The organism is Paraburkholderia sp. BL6669N2 (assembly GCF_003387275.1).
GTDB lineage: Bacteria > Pseudomonadota > Gammaproteobacteria > Burkholderiales > Burkholderiaceae > Paraburkholderia.
This window is the reverse complement of the sequence record NZ_QUNA01000002.1, coordinates 2,383,380-2,402,555: the sequence shown is the minus strand read 5'-3', so window position 1 is coordinate 2,402,555 and position 19,176 is coordinate 2,383,380. Positions and strand designations below refer to the sequence as shown.

The 19,176-nt window shown below is 64.6% G+C and carries 17 protein-coding genes; 12 read left to right on the top strand and 5 right to left on the bottom strand.

Features of this window, described 5'->3' with window-relative positions:
• Window positions 1–46: 46 nt before the first annotated feature.
• The 4 genes from B0G80_RS33265 to B0G80_RS33250 form a co-directional block, all read right to left on the bottom strand.
• On the bottom strand, window positions 47–544 hold the full coding sequence (locus B0G80_RS33265) for an Lrp/AsnC family transcriptional regulator (RefSeq protein WP_011491802.1): 498 nt from the start codon (window positions 542–544) through the stop codon (window positions 47–49).
• Between the two features lie 52 nt (window positions 545–596).
• Complete coding sequence (locus tag B0G80_RS33260; RefSeq protein WP_116122079.1) at window positions 597–1,994, bottom strand: aspartate aminotransferase family protein; 1,398 nt, start codon at window positions 1,992–1,994, stop codon at window positions 597–599.
• A gap of 183 nt (window positions 1,995–2,177) precedes the next feature.
• Window positions 2,178–3,104: a glyoxylate/hydroxypyruvate reductase A gene (locus B0G80_RS33255; RefSeq protein WP_116122078.1), complete on the bottom strand. Its 927-nt coding sequence runs from the start codon at window positions 3,102–3,104 to the stop codon at window positions 2,178–2,180.
• Between the two features lie 5 nt (window positions 3,105–3,109).
• The gene (locus tag B0G80_RS33250; protein WP_116122077.1) at window positions 3,110–3,982 is read right to left on the bottom strand and encodes a GNAT family N-acetyltransferase; all 873 of its coding nucleotides are present in this window, start codon (window positions 3,980–3,982) and stop codon (window positions 3,110–3,112) included.
• A gap of 278 nt (window positions 3,983–4,260) precedes the next feature.
• Between B0G80_RS33250 and B0G80_RS33245 the strand changes: the two genes are divergently transcribed.
• The 11 genes from B0G80_RS33245 to B0G80_RS33195 all read left to right on the top strand — a co-directional run bounded on the left by B0G80_RS33245 (window position 4,261) and on the right by B0G80_RS33195 (window position 15,576).
• Window positions 4,261–4,449: a hypothetical protein gene (locus B0G80_RS33245; protein WP_116122076.1), complete on the top strand. Its 189-nt coding sequence runs from the start codon at window positions 4,261–4,263 to the stop codon at window positions 4,447–4,449.
• A gap of 281 nt (window positions 4,450–4,730) precedes the next feature.
• Window positions 4,731–5,399: a haloacid dehalogenase type II gene (locus B0G80_RS33240; protein ID WP_116122075.1), complete on the top strand. Its 669-nt coding sequence runs from the start codon at window positions 4,731–4,733 to the stop codon at window positions 5,397–5,399.
• A gap of 44 nt (window positions 5,400–5,443) precedes the next feature.
• Window positions 5,444–6,718 (top strand): FAD-binding oxidoreductase, encoded by a 1,275-nt coding sequence (locus tag B0G80_RS33235; RefSeq protein WP_116122074.1) that lies wholly within the window; start codon window positions 5,444–5,446, stop codon window positions 6,716–6,718.
• A 94-nt stretch (window positions 6,719–6,812) separates the two neighbouring features.
• Window positions 6,813–8,429, top strand: coding sequence for an ABC transporter substrate-binding protein (locus B0G80_RS33230; protein ID WP_106282521.1), 1,617 nt, complete (start codon window positions 6,813–6,815; stop codon window positions 8,427–8,429).
• A gap of 82 nt (window positions 8,430–8,511) precedes the next feature.
• Entirely contained in the window at window positions 8,512–9,465 is a 954-nt protein-coding gene (locus B0G80_RS33225) for an ABC transporter permease (protein WP_106282520.1), read from the top strand.
• Entirely contained in the window at window positions 9,462–10,412 is a 951-nt protein-coding gene (locus B0G80_RS33220; protein WP_106282519.1) for an ABC transporter permease, read from the top strand. The genes B0G80_RS33225 and B0G80_RS33220 overlap by 4 nt, the downstream gene beginning before the upstream one ends.
• Window positions 10,412–12,256 (top strand): ABC transporter ATP-binding protein, encoded by a 1,845-nt coding sequence (locus tag B0G80_RS33215; protein WP_116122073.1) that lies wholly within the window; start codon window positions 10,412–10,414, stop codon window positions 12,254–12,256. The genes B0G80_RS33220 and B0G80_RS33215 overlap by 1 nt, the downstream gene beginning before the upstream one ends.
• Window positions 12,253–12,567, top strand: coding sequence for a (2Fe-2S)-binding protein (locus tag B0G80_RS33210; protein WP_116122072.1), 315 nt, complete (start codon window positions 12,253–12,255; stop codon window positions 12,565–12,567). The genes B0G80_RS33215 and B0G80_RS33210 overlap by 4 nt, the downstream gene beginning before the upstream one ends.
• Window positions 12,552–13,958, top strand: a complete 1,407-nt coding sequence (locus B0G80_RS33205; RefSeq protein ID WP_116122071.1) for an NAD(P)/FAD-dependent oxidoreductase — start codon at window positions 12,552–12,554, stop codon at window positions 13,956–13,958. The genes B0G80_RS33210 and B0G80_RS33205 overlap by 16 nt, the downstream gene beginning before the upstream one ends.
• Complete coding sequence (locus B0G80_RS33200; protein ID WP_116122070.1) at window positions 13,955–15,124, top strand: FAD-binding oxidoreductase; 1,170 nt, start codon at window positions 13,955–13,957, stop codon at window positions 15,122–15,124. The genes B0G80_RS33205 and B0G80_RS33200 overlap by 4 nt, the downstream gene beginning before the upstream one ends.
• On the top strand, window positions 15,121–15,576 hold the full coding sequence (locus B0G80_RS33195) for an AraC family transcriptional regulator (RefSeq protein WP_116122069.1): 456 nt from the start codon (window positions 15,121–15,123) through the stop codon (window positions 15,574–15,576). The genes B0G80_RS33200 and B0G80_RS33195 overlap by 4 nt, the downstream gene beginning before the upstream one ends.
• On the opposite strand, the gene prpR is transcribed toward B0G80_RS33195, so the two are convergent.
• Entirely contained in the window at window positions 15,533–17,518 is a 1,986-nt protein-coding gene (gene prpR, locus B0G80_RS33190) for a propionate catabolism operon regulatory protein PrpR (protein WP_116122068.1), read from the bottom strand. The two genes, B0G80_RS33195 and prpR, sit on opposite strands and share 44 nt — an antisense overlap.
• Before the next feature lie 219 nt (window positions 17,519–17,737).
• On the opposite strand from prpR, the gene prpC reads away from it, so the two are divergent.
• Window positions 17,738–18,907 carry a 2-methylcitrate synthase gene (gene prpC / locus B0G80_RS33185; RefSeq protein WP_106282512.1) on the top strand — a complete coding sequence of 390 codons (1,170 nt, stop codon included), beginning with the start codon at window positions 17,738–17,740 and terminating at the stop codon, window positions 18,905–18,907.
• Window positions 18,908–19,176: the final 269 nt, after the last annotated feature.

Below are 19,176 nucleotides of genomic sequence, written 5' to 3'. Positions count from 1 at the left end.
CACGCTGAACGACGGCAAGATCCGGCCGGTCACAACAAAGCAATGCCTAGTGATGATTCTGCGAGAACAGCGTTTCGAGCGGGTAATGGCTCTTCACGAAGGGCGACTTGATGATCACGTAGCTGAAGTACTTCTCGATGCCGATATCGCGTTCCAGCAGTCCTTCCACGATGCTCTGGTAATGGCTCACGCTGCGCGTGACGAACTTCAGCAGATAGTCGTAACCGCCGCTTGCCAGATGGCACTCGACAATCTCGTCGACGTCGCGAATCGCATTCACGAACTTGATGAAGTCTTCCCGCCGATGATCGGCGAGCGTGACTTCGGTGAACACGATCTGCACGTCGCCGAGCTTTTCGAGCTGGATCTGCGCGCCGTAGCCGATGATGTAGCCGGCTTTCTCCAGACGCTTGACGCGGATCAGGCAAGGACTGGGCGACAGCCCGACCGCGTCGGCAAGCTCGACGTTGGTTATGCGGCCTTTCTTCTGCAACTGGGAAAGTATGCGCAGGTCAATCCGGTCTAGCTTGCAGTCGCTGCTCATCGTAACGTTGTCGCTCCGGCGATCGTGGTGGGGGCTGGGATGGCCCTCTACTCTAGCATGCAGTGGCATGAGTTTTGACCTTCAACGCGGCGCGCACATCGGCTTGTGCGAGAACGTCGTCGAGGGTCTTTTCGAGCCGTTCGAACATCAGATCGAACTCGGCCTCGGTGTACGAAAGCGCCGGTGCGAAGCCGAGGATGTTGTCGCCGAACGCACGGAAAATCAGGCGGTTTTCATACGCGGCGGCGGCGATCCGGTCGGACAGTTTCAACGCCGGGTCGAAGCCCGCCTTGCTGTCCTTGTCGGTGACGAGTTCGAGCGCGCCGAGCAGGCCGCGATGCCGCGAGTCGCCCACCAGCGGATGCGCGAGCAGTGCATCGAGGCCGCGCGCGAAACGCGGCGCGCGCGCCACGCCGTTCGCGAGCAGGCCGCCTTCGTGATAGAGGCGCAGCACTTCGAGGCCAATCGCCGCGCTCACCGGATGCGCCGAATACGTATGGCCGTGGCCGACCACGGCTTCGGCGTCGCCGTCCGCGATGCCCTGATAGATTTCGTCCGACATCAGCACGGCGCCCATCGGCGCATAGCCCGCGGTCAGGCCTTTGGCGACCGTCATCAGATCCGGTTCGACGTTTTCGCCCTGGCAGGCAAACAGCGGACCCGTGCGGCCGAAACCGGTGATGACTTCATCGGCGACGAACAGAATGCCCAGCTTGCGGCAACTTTCACGCATGGCCTTGAGCCAGCCGACCGGCGGTACGATCACACCGCCCGAACCCTGGATCGGTTCGCAGAAGAACGCGGCGACGTTGTGGGCGCCAAGCTCGGTCACCTTTGCTTCGAGCGCTGCGACCGAGGCGGCGATCAGCGCGGCGTCGTCGGCGAAATCGCTGCGGTAGGCGTACGGCGACGGCAGATGATGCTGGTTCGGCAGCGGCAGATCGAAGTTGCGATGGAACGCGGGCAGAGCGGTAAGACCGGCACCGGTCGTCGACGAGCCGTGATAGCCGCGTTGCAACGCGATGATGTGCTTCTTCGACGGCCGCCCCGTGGCGTTGAAGTAATGCGTGATGAAACGCAGCGCCGAATCGACCGCGTCGGACCCGCCGAGCGTGAAGTACACGTGTTGCAGCGAAGCGGGCGACACTTCGACCAGCTTCTGCGCGAGTTCGATAGCCGGTTCCGAGCCGAAATGGAAATAGCCGGTCGCGTAGGGCAGTTTCTGCATCTGCGCGGCAGCGGCGTCGACAATGCTCTGCTGGCCGTAACCCACGTTCACGCACCAGAGTCCGGAAAACGCGTCGAGCAATTCGTTGCCGACCGCGTCGCGCAGAAACGCGCCGCTGGCGGATTCGAGGACGGTGACGCCGCGTGCTTCGTGCGCGCGGTAGTTGATGACCGGGTGAATCAGATGCTTGCGGTCGGCTTCGATGAGCGATTGAATCGGCATGATGGGTATCTCGTCGCGGAAGGGGCTGTTGACCGTTCCATACTACTGATCAGCGGCGATCGCCCGCTTACCTAAACAATTGCCTGAAAAGCTCGCACGACGCGTTTTGATGCGCTGTCTTGGCATTTTCTGCTGCGGACGCTGAAAAGCACCACCGCGCGGGCGTTTCGCGCGGTACTGCCCTCAATAGCCTTGCGCGCGGTCGATCTGACCGACCATCGGCACGCCTTCGCGATGGCGGCGCAGATTCTCCAGCACGACTTCAACGGCGGTTTCGGGCCGCGTCGCGCTGGCGATATGCGGCGTGATGCGCACGCGTGGATGTGTCCACAACGCATGACCAGCGGGCAATGGCTCGGGATCGGTCACGTCGAGAATGGCGTTGTGCAACTGGCCGCTCTCGAGCGCCGCCAGCAGATCCTGCTGATTCAGATGCGGACCGCGACCGGTTTGAATCAGCGACGCGCCGCGCGGCAGCTTCGCGAACAACGCCGCGTCGAGCAGCCCGCGCGTGGCGGGCGTGAGCGGCAGCAGGCAGATCAGGATATCGGTGCGCGCGAGAAACGCATCCAGCGCGTCTTCGCCCGCATAACAGGTCACGCCTTCTATCTCGCGGCCCGAACGGCTCCATCCCGCGCAGTCGAAGCCGAACAACCGCAGCCGCTCCAGCACGGCCGTGCCCAATACACCCAGCCCGAGCACGCCCACGCGGCGTTGACTGGCCGGTTTGAGCGGCAACTCGCGCCAGACTTGCTGCTGTTGCTGAAGGCCGTAGTCGAGCAGATCGCGATGAATCGTCAGCACGGCCTGCGTGACGTACTCGACCATGCCTTCGACGATTCCCGGCTCGATCATGCGCACCACAGGCACATGCTCCGGCACGCCCGACAGATCGAACTGATCGATTCCCGCGCCGACCGAGAACACGACCTCCAGATTAGGGAAGGTGCGCGTGGGATCTTCGGGCGGCTGCCAGGCGGCGAGATAACGGATCGCGGCCGGGTCGCCGAGATCGGGCCAGATATGGAACGGCAGCTCAGGCGCTTTCTGCGCGAAGAGTTTCGCCCACTGCGCGCCGCGCGCCGGATCGGCTTTATAGAGGAAGGCCATGTCGGTCAGAAGATTGCCTGGTTGATGATGCCGTATTGCAGGTAATGCGAGTCCTGGCCGGCGCTCGCGGGCTCGCCCGGCGTGGCGTTGCGGACCATTCTGACGACCGTGTCCACGCGCGGCAAGCCCAACTCTTCCAGCCACTCCGTGAGACCGCTATCGCTGGGCGTATCGACGCGGACGAACACGCCCTCGTTCAGCGCGAGCCAGTGGCTGATGAGCGCCTTGGCGCGGCTCGAATCCTCCGAGGCGGCCGCGACCACCGGACCGATCGCAAAGCCGCGGCCGAAGCGGCGGAACAGCGCGAAGCCGATCAGTTCGCCATCGCGGTCGAGCGCGATGCCATCGGCGGTGTCAAGCAGCGCGGGCAAGACTTCGCCGCGATCCAGACCGCTGGCCCGCGACGCCAGTTCGACCAGGCGCGCCGTATCGCTCGAACCGAGCGGGCGCAAACGCTCGCCCGGCGGCAGCGATACGAGCGGCGGCTGAAACGCCGCGCCCTGATGCTGGTCGAGCGTGCCCGCGGCACGAAAGCCGAGCTTTTCATAAAGCGGCTGGCCGGCGGTGGTGGCGTGCAGGAACGTAACCCGGCCGCCCAGTTCTTCCAGCACCAGTTCCATCAGCTTTCTGCCGATGCCGCGCCCCTGGCTTTGCGGCGACACGATCACCATGCCGAGCGAGGCGCGCTGCGCGCCGTATTTCCAGCATAGGGCCGTGCCGATCACGCCGCTCGCGTCTTCCGCGACGAAACCCACGCCCAGCTGGAGGACGAATCTCCAGTCGTCCGCGCGATGCGGCCATTTGAGTTCGACCGTCAACGCGTGCGCGGCGGGAATGTCGTCGAGGGTGAAGCGTCTATAGGTAATCGAATCGGACACGCCGTACTCCCTGATTGACTGAAGGCTTACGCCGTCACTGTGTCATCCGGTGCGCGGTGTGACTAGGACGATCTTTTTATCGAGGCCCACGGACAGGGCCGCATCGAAATTCGATGCAAAACGCCAGGTCTGGGTGCGCATTACAGGTAACTTCTGCTGCGAGGCGAATTTTGTCGGCGATATATGTCAGGCCCGCGGCTCTACGATTTTGTCATGGCGCAAGCATTCACGAAACGCACCGCGCGGACCACCGGCCAGTCACCCAGGAAACCTTGCTCATGGACAGCTTCAATCCGGACGACGTCGAGCAAAGTCTTGCCGAACCGCTGGCCGAGCGCATCGGCGAGACCTTCGCCAAGTTGAAGCCGGGCGCGACGCTGCGCTTCGGCGGCGGCAGGAATCCCGGCCGCCACGCTTACGAGGCCAGCCTGCGGTTCGAAAGCGTGCTGATCGAGCGGCGCGCCTGAACGCGCGATGCACGCCTCGCGCGCCGGCCGCAAATCCAGGCGGGATAAGGCTTTCAGCCCGAACGCCGCATTCTGTGCTGTCAGCGGCGTTAAAACGCAATGTTTGTGTCACCAGCAGCGCACTAATCAGGAACATCTATGTTTTTGCGCTGATTAAATCTTTAACAGAAATTGAGTTTAGTCGACCGGCGTGCGCTTTGACGCGTTGCTCCGGTCTCACGCAAAGCGGTTTCCGCCAATGAACTCCGACAGCGGGTTCACCATCACGATAGGACTGCACCATGATCGAATTCGAACCGAAATACATCACCTTCGACTGCTACGGCACGCTGACGAAATTCCGCATGGCCGACATGACGCGCGAACAATACGGCCACTTGCTGAGCGGTGAAGACCTCGAAAAGCTCGTCGCGTTCTACGCGGGCTATCGTCGCGATGAAGTGCTCGGTGCATGGAAGCCGTATCGCGACGTGGTGGTCAATGCGCTGCGCCGCGCGTGCAAGCGCGTGAACGTCGAATTCAACGAAGCGGGTGCGCAGAGCATCTATGAAGCCGTGCCGACCTGGGGCCCGCATCCGGACGTGCCGGAAGGCGTCGCTCGTCTGGCGAAGAAGTACAAGCTGGTGATTCTCTCGAACGCTTCGAACGACCAGATCCAGAGCAACGTCGACAAGCTCGGCGCGCCGTTCCACAAGGTGTTCACCGCCCAGCAGGCGCAGTCGTACAAGCCGCGCATGCAAGGCTTCGAATACATGTTCGACCAGCTCAACTGCAATCCGGAAGACGTGTTGCACGTATCGTCGAGCCTGCGCTACGACCTGATGACCGCGCACGACATGGGCATCAAGCACAAGGTCTTCGTCAACCGCGGCCACGAGCCGTCCACGCCGTATTACCAGTACTACGAGGTCCAGGACATTCCGCATCTGGCTTCGGAACTCGGCCTGTAAGCGCCGGTTTTTCACGCTCATTGCCCATCTCAAGGACAGACCGGATGAAGCTCGATTCCTACTGGCTCGACACCGCACCGCCCCTGCTTTCGGCGTGCGAGGGTCCGGTCGACGGCCAGACCGACGTGGTGGTGATCGGCGGCGGCTTCACCGGGCTGTCGGCGGCGCAGGCGCTGGGCAAGCGCGGCGCCGCGGTGACCGTGCTCGACGCCGGCCGCATTGGCGGCGGCGCGTCCGGTCGCAACGGCGGGCAGGTCAATACCGGTGTCGCGCAGGACTTCGTCGCGCTGGTCGCGCAACTCGGTGTGGAGCGCGCGAGCGCCTGCTACCGTGCGTTTTCAGATGCGGTCGATACGGTCGAGCGGCTGATCCGCGAGGAAAACATCGACTGCAACTACATCGCGACCGGCAAGCTGAAACTGGCCTCCAAGCCGCATCACCTCGCGCATCTGGAGAAGACCGCGGAAGCGATTCGCCGTGAAGTCGATACGGATATCGAACTAATCGACCGCAGCCGTATTCGCAGCGAAATCCAGTCCGACAGTTTTCACGGTGGGCTGCTGCAACGGCACGGCGGCCAGATGCACATGGGCAAGTTCGCGGTCGGTCTCGCCGAGGCGGCGGTGCGGCGCGGCGCAAAGCTGTACGAGAACGCGGCGGTCACCGCCATCGTGAAAGACGGCAGTGGCTTTCGGATCACCACGGCGCGCGGCGAAGTGCGCGCAAGGCAGGTGCTGATCGCGACAGGTCCGTCGCGGCACGGTCCGTTCGGCTGGTATCGGCGGCGCCTCGCACCGATCGGTTCGTTCATCGTCGTGACGGAACCCTTGTCGCCCGAGTTGCTGGCGCAAGTGTTCCCCAACCGGCGCGCGTACACGACCACGCGTTTGATGCACAACTATTTCCGCGTGACGCCGGACTCGCGTTTGCTGTTCGGTGGCCGCGCGCGCTTCACGGCGTCCGAACGCCCGTCCGATGCAAAGAGCGGACGCATCCTGCAGGAAGGCCTCGCCGGGATGTTCCCGATGCTCGCGAGCGCGCGCATCGACTATTGCTGGGGCGGTCTGGTGGACATGAGCGCCGACCGTCTGCCGCACGCCGGGCAGCACGACGGCATCTATTTCTCGATGGGCTATAGCGGCCACGGCACGCAGATGTCGACGCACATGGGCCAGGTGATGGCCGACGTGATGGACGGCCACGAGGACCAGAACCCGTGGCGCGAGTCGGAGTGGCCCGCGATTCCCGGGCATACCGGCAAGCCCTGGTTTCTGCCGCTGGTGGGCACGTATTACCGTATCAAGGACATTTTCTACTGATGGTTTCGTTGTTGGATTGACACTTACACCCGGCAGTTAAAAAAACGCAGCCACGCCTGCTCAACCCCATAGCTCTACCTCGCGGAGAAGTTCGATGAATAAGGAAAACTCGCAACATGGCGCTCTTGGTCTCGGCACCGAGTTGGAGCGGTTGACCGCCAAAGGTGCATCGCGGCGCGGCGTGCTGCGCGCGATGGCCGCAGCCGGGATGATGTCGGTGACAGGCGCCGGCCTTCTGACCGCGAGCGGTGAGGCCCTGGCGCAAGCCACGCCCAAGCAGGGCGGCAAGATCCGCGTGGCAACGCAGTCCGCCTCCGCGGCCGATACGCTCGACCCCGCGAAGGGCGCGCTCGGCACAGACTACGTGCGTGGCTTCATGTTTTACAACTGCCTGACCGAACTCGACTCGCATCTCGGCGCGAAGATGTCGCTGGCAACCTCGCTCGACACGAAAGACGCCACCGTGTGGGTCGTCAAGCTGCGCAATGGCGTGCAGTTCCACGACGGCAAAGCCCTCGCGCCGGCCGACGTGGTCTATTCGATCATGCGCCACAAGGATCCGGCCACCGCTTCGAAAGCGAAGACGCTGGCCGATCAGATCAAGGAAGTGAAGGCCACCGGCCCGAACGAAGTGACCATCACGCTGGAAGGTCCGAATGCCGATCTGCCGGTGATCCTTGCCACCTCGCATTTCCAGATCATCAAGGACGGCACCAAGGATTTCAAAACGGCGATCGGCACTGGCCCGTTCAAGGTCAAGGAATTTTCGCCAGGCGTGCGCACGGTCGGCGTGAAGAACGAGAAGTACTGGAAGCCGGGCATGCCGCACCTCGACGAAATCGAGCTGATCGGTATTGGCGACGAGTCGGCGCGCGTGAACGCGCTGCTCTCGGGCGACGTGCAACTGATCAACTCGGTGAGCCCGCGTTCGACCGCCCAGATCAAAGGCGCCGGCGGTTACTCCGTGCTGGAGACGAAAACGGGCCTGTACACCGACCTGGTGGTCCGCGACGAAGGCGGCATTACCGGCAACGACGATTTTCGGCGAGGCATGATGTACCTGCAGGACCGCGAGCAGATGCGCCGCGCGATCTTCCAGGGTTACGGCACGATCGGCAACGATCAGCCGATCGATCCGACCAACAAGTACTACCTGGCCGGCTTGCCGCAGCGCGCCTTCGACCCGGACAAGGCGAAGTTCCATTTCCAGAAGGCCAAGGTGGGCAGCGCGCCGATCCAGATTTTCGCGTCGCCGGCGGCCGAAGGCTCGGTTGAAATGGCGATGTTCCTTCAGCAGGTCGCGCCGCAAGCGGGTCTGAATCTGCAGGTGTCGCGCGTGCCGGCCGACGGCTACTGGTCGAACCACTGGATGAAGCATCCGTTGGGTTTCGGCAATGTCAACGCGCGGCCGAGCGCCGACGTAATTTTCACGCAGTTCTACAAGTCGGATGCACCGTGGAACGAAGCGAACTGGAAGAGCCCGAAGTTCGACCAGTTGCTGGTCCAGGCGCGTGGCGAACCGGACGACGTCAAGCGCAAGAAGATCTACGGCGACATGCAGGTGCTGGTGCATGAAACGGGCGGCACCGGCATTCCGCTGTTCCAGAGTTCGCTCGACGCGTACACGAACAAGCTCAAGGGTCTCGGTTCGATTCCGCTCGCCGGATTGATGGGCTTCATGTTCGCGGAAAACGTCTGGCTCGAAACCTGAGCCCGACTCAGGGCACGCCCTGCAACACGCGCGCCGCCTCATCGGCGGTGCGCGGCTTCAACTGCAATGGAGGCGATTCTCGATGAAAGCACATGCGCAACGTCTCATCGCCGCGCGCCTCGGCCTCGCGCTGCTCACGCTGCTGCTGGTGTCCGCCGTCGTGTTCGCGATCACCGGGCTGCTGCCCGGCGACGCGGCCCAACAGGCGCTCGGCCAGGCGGCAACCCCCGAAGCCGTAGCCGCTCTGCGGCATCAGTTCGGCCTCGACCAGCCCGCGCTGCAACGCTACTTCGTGTGGCTCCTTCACGTGGTGAGCGGCAACTTCGGCACGTCGTTGTCGAACAATCTGCCCGTCAGTCAACTGATCGCTACACGCCTGCCGAACTCGCTGGTGCTCGCCGGACTGACGGCGGTGGTGTCCGTGCCGGTGGCGCTGTTGATCGGCATTTCGTCGGCGATGTTCCGCGGCTCGCTGCTCGACCGTACGCTGAATGTGCTGACGCTCTCCACGGTCGCCGTGCCGGAATTCCTGATCGCGACGATCGCCGTGCTGATCTTCGCCGTCAAGCTGCGCTGGCTGCCGGCCCTGTCGTATCTGTCGGAAGTGCATTCGTTCGGCGCGCTGCTGCGCATCTACGCGATGCCGGTGATGACGCTGTGCTGCGTGCTCGTCGCGCAGATGGCGCGCATGACGCGCGCCGCGGTGCTCGATCAGCTCAACTCGTCGTATGTGGAAATGGCCTTGCTCAAGGGCGCCTCGCCGGTGCGCGTGGTGTGGCGGCATGTGTTGCCGAACACCGTCGGGCCGATTGCCAACGCCGTGGCGCTGAGTCTGTCGTATCTGTTCGGCGGCGTGGTGATCGTCGAATCGATCTTCAACTATCCGGGTCTTGCGAGCCTGATGGTCGACGCGGTCACCAACCGCGACATGCCGCTCGTGCAAGGTTGCGTCATGGTGTTCTGCGCGGCGTATCTCGCGCTCGTGCTGATCGCCGACCTGTGTCAAATCGTATCCAACCCGAGGCTGCGTCGATGATGAGCCAACCTACCAATCCCCACCATGTTCCTCACGCCGGCACCGAGCTGTACGACGTGCGCCGCGACGAAGTGGTCGTCGAGCCCGCGCCTGTCGAAGTCGCGCCGCTGAAACACGGCGTGTTCAAACGCCTCGTGCACCGCTTCTCGGTACTCGGCCTGATCGGTCTCTTGATGGTCGCGTTCTGGCTGCTGGTCGCGTTCATCGGACCGCTGGTCGCGCCGTACAAAGGCGGTGCGCTGACCTCGACGGAAATTTTTGGCCGTTACAGCGCGGCGTACCCGCTTGGCACCGACTATCTCGGCCGCGACATGCTGAGCCGGATTCTCTACGGCGCGCGCTATACCGTCGGCCTCGCGCTCGCGGCGGCCGTGCTCGCCAGCGTGATCGGCACGTTCTTCGGCCTGCTCGCGGCGGTCTCGGGCCGCGTGGTCGATGAAGTTCTGAGCCGCCTGTTCGACGCGCTGATTTCGATTCCGAGCAAGGTGCTCGCGCTCGTCGTGATCGCCGCGTTCGGGTCGTCGATTCCGATGCTGACGACGGTCGCCGCGGCCGCCTACATTCCCGGCGCGTTCCGCATTTCGCGCTCGCTCGCGGTGAACGTGATGAGCCTCGAATACGTGCAGGTGGCCCGCGCGCGCGGCGAAGGCATCTTCTATATCGCGCGGGTCGAGGTGCTGCCCAACATGATTCATCCGATGCTCGCCGATTTCGGCCTGCGTTTCGTGTTCATCGTGCTGCTGCTGAGCGGGTTGAGCTTCCTCGGCCTCGGCGTGCAACCGCCGAACGCCGATTGGGGTTCGCTCGTGCGCGAGAACATCGGCGGCTTGTCGGAAGGCGCGCCCGCCGTGCTGATGCCGGCCGTCGCGATCGCGACGCTGACTATCGGCATGAATCTGCTGATCGACAACTTGCGGCGTCGCAACCGCAAGCAGGGAGGTGCGTGATGGCTGAGCGGGACATGATCGAAGTAAAGGGCCTGAGAGTCGTCGCGGGTGCCGCACCGGGGCCGGTGACGGAGATCGTCAAGGGCGTCGATTTTTCGGTGAAGAAGGGCGAGGTGCTCGCGCTGATCGGCGAGTCCGGTTCGGGCAAGACCACCATCGCGCTGTCGCTGCTCGGCTATGCGCGCCCGGGCTGCGAGATCAGCGGCGGGTCGGTGCGCATCGGCGAGCTCGAGGTGTTGTCGCTCGATGCGAAGGGACGCCGCGCGTTGCGCGCGCGCACCGTCGCGTACATCGCGCAGAGCGCGTCGGCCGGCTTCAATCCGGCGCGCACGATCATGGATCAGGTCATCGAGCCGGCGCTGCTGCATCACCTGATGACGAAAGATGCCGCACGCGCCAAAGCGATCGGACTATTCCGCTCGCTCGCGCTGCCCGCGCCGGAAACGATCGGCGCGCGCTATCCGCATCAGGTATCCGGCGGTCAGTTGCAGCGCTTGATGGCCGCGATGGCATTGATCACCGATCCGGCCGTCGTCGTGTTCGACGAGCCGACCACCGCGCTCGACGTCACCACCCAGATCGAAGTACTTGCGGCCTTCAAGAAGGTGATTCGCGAACTCGGCACCACGGCCGTGTACGTGTCGCACGATCTGGCGGTGGTCGCGCAGATGGCCGACCGCATCGTCGTGTTGAACGGCGGCGCGGTGAAGGAGAACGGCGCGGTCGCGCAAGTGCTCGACGCGCCCGTGGATGCGTACACGCGTCAATTGCTGGCCGCGACGCGGCGTCCGGAAGCCGTGCTGACGTTGCCGCCAAATCTCGGCAAACACGTGCCGCCGCTACTGGAGATTCGCGGGCTGTCGGCGGGCTATGGACGGATCGACCGGCAAGGCGTGCCTGCCGTGCGCGTGCTCGACGACGTCAGTCTGTCGATTCCACGCGGCAGCACGCTCGGCGTGATCGGCGAATCCGGCTCCGGCAAGACCACGCTCGCGCGCGTGGTGGCGGGGCTGGTCGACCGCGGGCGCGGCGAGGTGCTGTTCAACGGCGAGCCGTTGCACGCACAAATCTCCCGCCGTACGCCGGAGCAGTATCGGCAGATCCAGATCGTGTTTCAGAACGCCGATACGGCGCTCAATCCGAGCCATTCGATTGCCGATATTCTGGGGCGGCCGCTGGCGTTCTATCACCATCTGCGCGGCTCGGCCGCAAAAAAACGCATGCTGGAGTTGCTCGATCTGGTGAAGCTGCCGGCTTCGATCGCCAAGCGTACGCCGGCCGGACTCTCCGGGGGCCAGAAGCAGCGCGTGAATCTGGCACGCGCGCTCGCTGCCAATCCTGCCTTGATTCTGTGCGACGAAGTGACCTCCGCGCTCGACACGGTGGTCGGCGCGGCGATTCTCGATCTGCTCGCCGAATTGCGCCGCGAACTGGGCGTGTCGTACATGTTCATCAGCCACGATATTTCGACGGTGCGCGCGATCTGCGACGAAGTGATCGTGCTGTACGCGGGGCATCGCGTGGAAGCAGGGCAGCGCGACGTGCTGGCGGCGCCGCCGTATCACCCGTACACGGGTCTGCTGGTCGATTCGGTGCCGGCCTTGAAACCCGGCTGGCTCGACGCGCGCCGCGACATTGTCGCGACCGCCTTGCCGGCGATGGGCGAGAGCGCCGACATTGCCGAGTTGTGCTCGTTCCGCGCGCGCTGTCCGGTGCGTATCGACGGCAAATGCAACGTAACGCCGCCTTCGTTGAAGAAGCTACCTTCGGGCGCGGAGATTCTGTGCCACCATCCGGCCGCCGAATTGAACCGCCTGCAGACCGTGGAGGCGACCGCGGCATGAGCGGACGATTTGTACGCGTCGCGGAAACGGGCCGCAAGACCTTTCCGATCACGGTGGACGGCGTCGTGCGCGAGGCCGCCGAAGGCGACACGCTGATGGTCGCGCTGCTCACCGGCACGCGTACGTTGCGCGACTCCGAATTCGGCGACGGCCGGCGCGCCGGTTTCTGTCTGATGGGCGCTTGCCAGGACTGCTGGGTGTGGACCGCGCAAGGCGAGCGCGTGCGCGCGTGCAGCACGCCGGCGCTGCCCGGCATGTCGATCGTCACGAAGCTGGCGGAAGCCGGGGAGGGTGTATGGCCCCGCGCGTAGTCATCGTCGGCGCCGGCCCGGCGGGTGTGCGCGCCGGGCAGGCGCTCGTCGAAGCGGGGCTGCGGCCCGTGGTGATCGATGAAGGGCGCCGCGACGGCGGGCAGATTTATCGGCGTCAGCCGGAAGGGTTTTCGCGCAGCTACGAGACGCTCTACGGCACCGAGGCCGAGCGAGCCACGTCGCTGCATGAGAGCTTCGATGCGTTGAAAAGCAGGATCGACTATTTGCCGGAAACGCTGGTCTGGAACATTTCGCCGAACACAGTGCATCTGGTGAGTGGCACGCGGTATCACGAGCTCGCGTTCGACGCGCTGATCGTTTGCAGCGGCGCGACGGATCGGCTGATGCCGGTCAAGGGCTGGCATCAGGCCGGCACTTATAGCCTCGGCGGCGCGCAGGTCGCGTTGAAGTCGCAAGGCTGCGTGATCGGCTCGCGCATCGTGATGATGGGCAGCGGCCCGCTGTTGTACCTCGTGGCCGCGCAGTACGTGAAAGCGGGCGCGCAGGTTGCCGCGGTGCTCGACACTTCGACCTTCATGCAGCGCGTGGCCGCATTGCCGCGTTTGCTGGCGATTCCCGCCGCACTCAGAAAAGGCATTGCATTGACGCGCGTGCTGGCCGACGCACGCGTGCCGGTTCATCGCGGCGTAGTGCCGCTCGAAATCAAAGGCTCGGCGCAAGACGGCGTGAGCGCCGTCGAGGTGAAATTGCCCGGTGGCAAGCGCCTCGAATTCAAGTGCGACGCCGTCGCGCTCGGCTATCACCTGCGGCCCGAGACGCAACTCGCGGACCTTGCCGGCTGTCGCTTTCTGTTCGACGAGACCGCTCGGCAGTGGCTGCCGCAAATCGACCCCGATGGCCGCAGCAGCATCAAAGGCGTCTATCTGGCAGGCGACGGCGCGCGAGTGCGCGGCGCGGACGCAGCGGAACGGTCGGGCCGTCTCGCGGCGTTGGCCGCCTTGCAGGATCACGGCCTGCCGGTCGACGGCGTGGAGCACTTGCGCGCCGAACTCGCGCGCTTTACGCGTTTTGCCGCGGGCTTGCGTGAAGCGTTTCCGTGGCCGGCGAAATTCGCCGCTTCGCTGCCGGACGAAACGATTGTCTGCCGTTGCGAAACGATCACGGCAGGCGAGTTGCGTCGCGTGGTGCGCGCGACCGGCGCTAAAGAGGCCAATCGCGCGAAGGCGTTTTCGCGCGTCGGCATGGGTCGTTGCCAGGGGCGCTATTGCGGCCACGCGGGCGCGGAAATCATTGCGGCTGCGGCGTGCGTGCCGCTGTCTTCAGTGGGACGGCTGCGCGGCCAGGCGCCGGTCAAACCGCTGCCGGTGGCGTTGACCGAAGCAGTGCGCGAAGCAGTGACCGAAGCGGTGAGCGACGAGGTGATCGAATGAGCGCGACGACCGCGAACGAAGCCGATGTGATCGTGATTGGCGGCGGCATCGTGGGAACGACGACAGCGTTCTTCCTGCGCCAGCGCAACCGTTCGGTGATTCTGCTCGAACGCGGACTCACCGGCCAGCAGGCAAGCGGCGTGAACTTCGGCGGCGTTCGCCGTCAGGGCCGTGCGTTGTCGCAACTGGCGATGGCGAACCGCGCGCTGCGGACCTGGCAACGCTCCACGGAACTGCTCGGCGAGGACATCGAGTTTCTGCCGTCGGGTCATACGCGTGTGTGCTACCACCAGAAGGACGTGGAGAATTTCGACCAGTACGCGATCGACGCCCGCGCCTACGGTCTCGAACTCGAAGTGCTGCACGGCGAAGCGCTGTTCAGGCGCTTTCCGTTTCTCGGCCGCGAGGTGCTGGCGGCTTCGATCTCTCCGCTCGACGGCCACGCCAATCCGCGCCTCGCCGCGCCCGCGTTCGGCCGCGCGGCGGCCCGGCTGGGCGCGCAGGTGATCGAGGACACGGAGATCGTGCGCGTCGAAAAAGACGGTAGCCGGTTTCGCGTGGAAAGCGCGCGCGGCGACGTGTATTGGGCGGCGCAACTCGTGATCTGCGCCGGCGCGTGGGCGTGCCGGCTGACCGAACAGTTCGGCGAATCCGCGCCGCTCACCGTGCGCGGACCGCAAATGTGCGTGACGGAGCCGGTGCCGTACGTGTCCAAGTCGTCGATGGGCGTGTTCACGTCGATCAAGGAAGAGAGCATTTATTTTCGCCAGATTCCGCGCGGCAACATCATCGTCGGCGGCGGTCCTGCCGGTCCCGCCGACGCCGTGACGAGCCGCGCTTCCGTGGTGCCGATCAACACCGTGCGGCAACTCGCGCAAATGCGCCGGCTCGTGCCCGCGTTGGCGCCGCTGCATGTGATTCGCGTGTGGAGCGGTGTGGAAAGCTATCTGCCCGACAGCGAGCCGGTGATCGGTCCGAGCGGTCAGATCGACGGTTTGTTCTACGCGTTCGGCTTCAGTGGCTCGGGGTTTCAGATCGGCCCGGGCGTCGGCGAAACGCTGGCGGAACTCGTCGATACGGGCAGCACGGCGATTCCTCTCGACGCGTTTTCCATCCAGCGTTTCACGAAGCAACCGGCGGCCCGCTCGACCATCGTGACGTCATGAAACAGTCCATCAGCCTCAATGCGGCCCGCGCTTTCATCGAAGCTCATTTCGACGAACCGGTAACGCTCGCCCAACTCGCCGCGCTGTCCGCGCTCAGCGTGTCGCGTTTCGCCACGGTGTTCCGGCAGCAATACGGCTCATCGCCGTACCGCTATCTGTGCGGGCTGCGGATCCAGCGCGCGCAGACGCTGCTGCTCGAAGGCGTGCCGGGATCGGTGGTGGCGACGGAGGTCGGTTTCTTCGACCAAAGCCACTTCGGCCGCCATTTCAAGCGATGCTGCGGCATGACGCCCAGCATGTTCATCGCGCGGGCCGCAGCCAATGCGGCGCGGCACGGTGGGGCGAGCGCAGCGAATGGCGCTGGCGGTTTGAGTGGCGCTAGCGGCTTGAATAACTTGAGCGGTACGCCTACTGCGTCGCGCTCAGCTTCCGCCATAACGTCGTCTTGCTGATGCCGAGCGCCTCGCAGACCGCGTCGCGATCGCCGTCGTGCGCGGCGAGCGCGGCGCGGATTTCGTCGGCTTCCACGTGACGGCTGCGTTCGCGCAGGGTCAGCGCGGCTTTTTTCGTGCGCGCGTGCGGCTCGATTATTTCAGGCGCGACCGTGCGCAGCATGTCGCGGGTGAGAACGGGTTCGGCGGCGTGTTCCGACGTCGCGCCCGCGTCCGCATCGGCTTCGGCATTCGCATCGGCGAGTTCGACCGCGATCCGTTCGATCACGTTCTGCAATTCACGCACGTTGCCCGGCCACGCGTAGCGCTTGAGCGGCTCGGCGAGCGCGGCAAGCAGGCGCCGGGCGGCGGGCGCGTCCGGCAGGCGCGCCGCGAGCCTCGGTTCGCGCGCGGCGGCTTGCAGTAGCAGTTCGACGGCGAGGGGCAGAAGATCGGTCGGCCGCTCGCGCAGCGGCGGCAGCGCGATGCTCAAAATGTTGAGCCGGTAGTACAGGTCCGCGCGAAAGCTGCCCGCTTCGATCCCCTCGGTCAACGCGCGATGCGTTGCCGCGACCACGCGAATATCCACCCGCGTCGGCTCAGTCGATCCGAGCCGCACCACTTCACGCTCTTGCAGCACACGCAGTAGCCGGCTTTGCAGCGACAGCGGCATTTCGCCGATTTCATCGAGAAACAGCGTGCCACGGTGCGCCACTTCGATCAGCCCCGCCTTGCCGCCCTTGCGCGCGCCGGTGAACGCGCCTTCCTCGTAGCCGAACAGTTCGCTCTCCAGCAGCGCCTCTGGAAACGCGCCGCAATTGATCGCGACGAAGGCGAAGTCGCGCCGCGCGCTCAACTGATGCATGCTCTGCGCGACCATCTCCTTGCCCGTGCCGCTTTCGCCGAGAATCAACGCAGTGGCGTCCGAGCGCGCGTAGCGCCGCACGAGCGCGCGCACGCGTTCGATCGATTCGGACGCGCCGACGATATCGTCGAGCCGGTAACGCGCGCTGAACTGCTGCACGCGTTGGCGCGAGCGCAAGGTCCGGTCGAGCCGTTCGACCGCGCGCGATTCCTGAAACGTCAGCACCGTGCCCGCCGCCGCGCCGCTGCTCGCCAGTGGCCCGCGATGCACGACATAGCTCACGCCACGCACCGTGCACAAGGTGTCGCCGTCGGCGTCCGGCAGGCTGCCCGCGAGATCGGGCGCGAGTTCGAGCAGCACGCGGCCCACGGCCTTCGCCGCGTCGAGGCCGAGCACGGCGGCAAGGCGCTGGTTCATCGCTTCGACGCGGCCTTGCGCGTCGAGCGCGACGACGCCGTCGCGCAGATGCTGCAGCAGATTGTCGAGCCGTTGACGCCGGACCGTTTCGCGCCGCGTGGCTTGCGCGACTTCGAGCGCGGTGTCGAAGGCCGCGCGCACCGACGCGCGCGAATACAGAAACACCGCGCCCATGCCGGCATTCGCCGCGAGATCGGTGACCATGCCAGGACCGACCACCGCGTCGATGCCGCGATCGCGCAGATCGAGCACGACGCTCTCCGCGTCCTGCGCCGATTGATACGAGGCGAACGTGACGTCGAGCGCGTAGGCGGCGACGAAGCGGCGCACTTCGTCAGGCGTATTGCCGTGTGTGACGAGCGCGACCTTTGCGCCGTCGCGTCGCGCCCGCGCGAGCGCATGCATCACGTCGAAGCCGGTCGGGCTGATCAGCACCACCGGCACCGACACGCGCGTCTTCAGATACGCGCCGTTCGAGCCGCCGGCAATCACCACGTCCGGACGACCCGCGCCCGCGGCGTCGATCTCGCGCACGGCGTCTTCGAAACCGTGCGAGACGATACGCAAGTCCGCGCGTTCGACGTATTCGCCGGCGATATCGAAGAACAGATCGCGCAGTCGGCTGATACTCACGGCCCAGATGCGGGGGCGCTGGGCGGGTTCGAAAAGAGGTGTGCTCAAGGGAGGGCGGCTCGCGAAGAGGCGGGTGAAGTGCGTCTATTATGCGCGCATCCGTTTCTGATTTGAAATCAGCATTTCAGTTGTGAAATTGAATGCCCGTCGATGCGATCGCATGTCTCTCATGAAATCAGGCACTTAGCGCGCGTCGAAGCAGCTGGCCCGTTCTTTGCGTTTCAGGCTGCGTTCAAAAGCATCCACCATGCATCAGGAGACAAACTCATGAGCGAAGCAGACAACAGCACGCCCAACGCGGGCGCATTCAAACCGAAGAAATCCGTCGCCCTGTCCGGCGTGACAGCGGGCAACACGGCGCTCTGCACGGTCGGCAAGACCGGCAACGACCTGCATTACCGCGGCTACGACATTCTCGATATCGCGAGCGCCTGCGAATTCGAAGAAATCGCCTATCTGCTGGTGCACGAAAAGCTGCCGACCCAGGCCGAACTGACCGCGTACAAAACGAAGCTGAAGGCGCTGCGCGGGCTGCCCGCCAACGTCAAGGCCGCGCTCGAATGGATCCCGGCCGCCGCGCATCCGATGGACGTAATGCGCACCGGCGTGTCGGTGCTCGGCACCGTGCTGCCGGAGAAAGACGATCACAACCTGCCGGGCGCGCGCGACATCGCCGACAAGCTGATGGCCTCGCTCGGCTCGATGCTGCTTTACTGGTATCACTACTCGCACAACGGCAAGCGCATCGAGGTGGAAACCGACGACGACTCGATCGGCGGCCACTTCCTGCATCTGCTGCACGGCGTGGAGCCGTCGAAGGCATGGGTCGACGCGATGCATGTGTCGCTGAACCTGTACGCCGAGCACGAATTCAACGCATCGACGTTCACGGGCCGCGTGATCGCCGGCACGGGCTCGGACATTTATTCGGCCATCACCGGCGCGATCGGTGCGCTGCGCGGACCGAAGCACGGCGGCGCCAATGAAGTCGCGTTCGAGATCCAGTCGCGCTACCAGACGCCGGACGAAGCCGAAGCCGACATCAGGAAGCGCGTCGAGAACAAGGAAGTGGTGATCGGCTTCGGCCATCCGGTGTACACGATCTCCGATCCGCGCAACAAGGTCATCAAGGAAATCGCCAAAAAGCTCTCGAAGGAGGCCGGCAACAGCAAGCTGTTCAATATCGCCGAGCGGCTGGAGTCGGTGATGTGGGAGGCGAAGAAGATGTTCCCCAATCTGGACTGGTTCAGCGCGGTCTCGTATCACATGATGGGCGTGCCCACGGCCATGTTCACGCCGCTCTTCGTGATCGCGCGCACGGCCGGCTGGAGCGCGCACATCATCGAGCAGCGCGTCGACAACAAGATCATCCGCCCGAGCGCGAATTACACCGGACCCGACGACCTGCCGTTCGTGCCGCTCGCCAAGCGTGTTTGAGACCGCTTTGAAGCCGCCTTTATTGGCGTCTTCATCGCGGTCGATCGCGTGAGCGCATAACCGCACGCTGGTAAGCGTTTCTCCTCCATTGCGTCTAAAGAGCGCGGCGCAATGAAGTTGGGCCTTGGCTTTCTGAAACCCCAAGCCAGGGCCGTTTTTTGCGGCGCGTTTGCGCGGCCGCCTGCAAACCCGACCGGCATGCTGCCGCGCGCTAAACTACACGTGCTGCCTGACTGGCCCGCCAGGGAAACGCCATAAAAAAGGGGCCG

Coding starts and splice junctions, on each gene's coding strand:
- B0G80_RS33225 (WP_106282520.1), top strand. CDS start 8,512: ATGAAAGCACATGCGCAACGTCTCATCGCCGCGCGCCTCGGCCTCGCG.
- B0G80_RS33195 (WP_116122069.1), top strand. CDS start 15,121: ATGAAACAGTCCATCAGCCTCAATGCGGCCCGCGCTTTCATCGAAGCT.
- prpC (WP_106282512.1), top strand. CDS start 17,738: ATGAGCGAAGCAGACAACAGCACGCCCAACGCGGGCGCATTCAAACCG.
- B0G80_RS33215 (WP_116122073.1), top strand. CDS start 10,412: ATGGCTGAGCGGGACATGATCGAAGTAAAGGGCCTGAGAGTCGTCGCG.
- B0G80_RS33245 (WP_116122076.1), top strand. CDS start 4,261: ATGGACAGCTTCAATCCGGACGACGTCGAGCAAAGTCTTGCCGAACCG.
- B0G80_RS33210 (WP_116122072.1), top strand. CDS start 12,253: ATGAGCGGACGATTTGTACGCGTCGCGGAAACGGGCCGCAAGACCTTT.
- B0G80_RS33265 (WP_011491802.1), bottom strand. CDS start 544: ATGAGCAGCGACTGCAAGCTAGACCGGATTGACCTGCGCATACTTTCC.
- B0G80_RS33200 (WP_116122070.1), top strand. CDS start 13,955: ATGAGCGCGACGACCGCGAACGAAGCCGATGTGATCGTGATTGGCGGC.
- B0G80_RS33205 (WP_116122071.1), top strand. CDS start 12,552: ATGGCCCCGCGCGTAGTCATCGTCGGCGCCGGCCCGGCGGGTGTGCGC.
- B0G80_RS33260 (WP_116122079.1), bottom strand. CDS start 1,994: ATGCCGATTCAATCGCTCATCGAAGCCGACCGCAAGCATCTGATTCAC.
- B0G80_RS33240 (WP_116122075.1), top strand. CDS start 4,731: ATGATCGAATTCGAACCGAAATACATCACCTTCGACTGCTACGGCACG.
- B0G80_RS33255 (WP_116122078.1), bottom strand. CDS start 3,104: ATGGCCTTCCTCTATAAAGCCGATCCGGCGCGCGGCGCGCAGTGGGCG.
- B0G80_RS33230 (WP_106282521.1), top strand. CDS start 6,813: ATGAATAAGGAAAACTCGCAACATGGCGCTCTTGGTCTCGGCACCGAG.
- B0G80_RS33220 (WP_106282519.1), top strand. CDS start 9,462: ATGATGAGCCAACCTACCAATCCCCACCATGTTCCTCACGCCGGCACC.
- B0G80_RS33235 (WP_116122074.1), top strand. CDS start 5,444: ATGAAGCTCGATTCCTACTGGCTCGACACCGCACCGCCCCTGCTTTCG.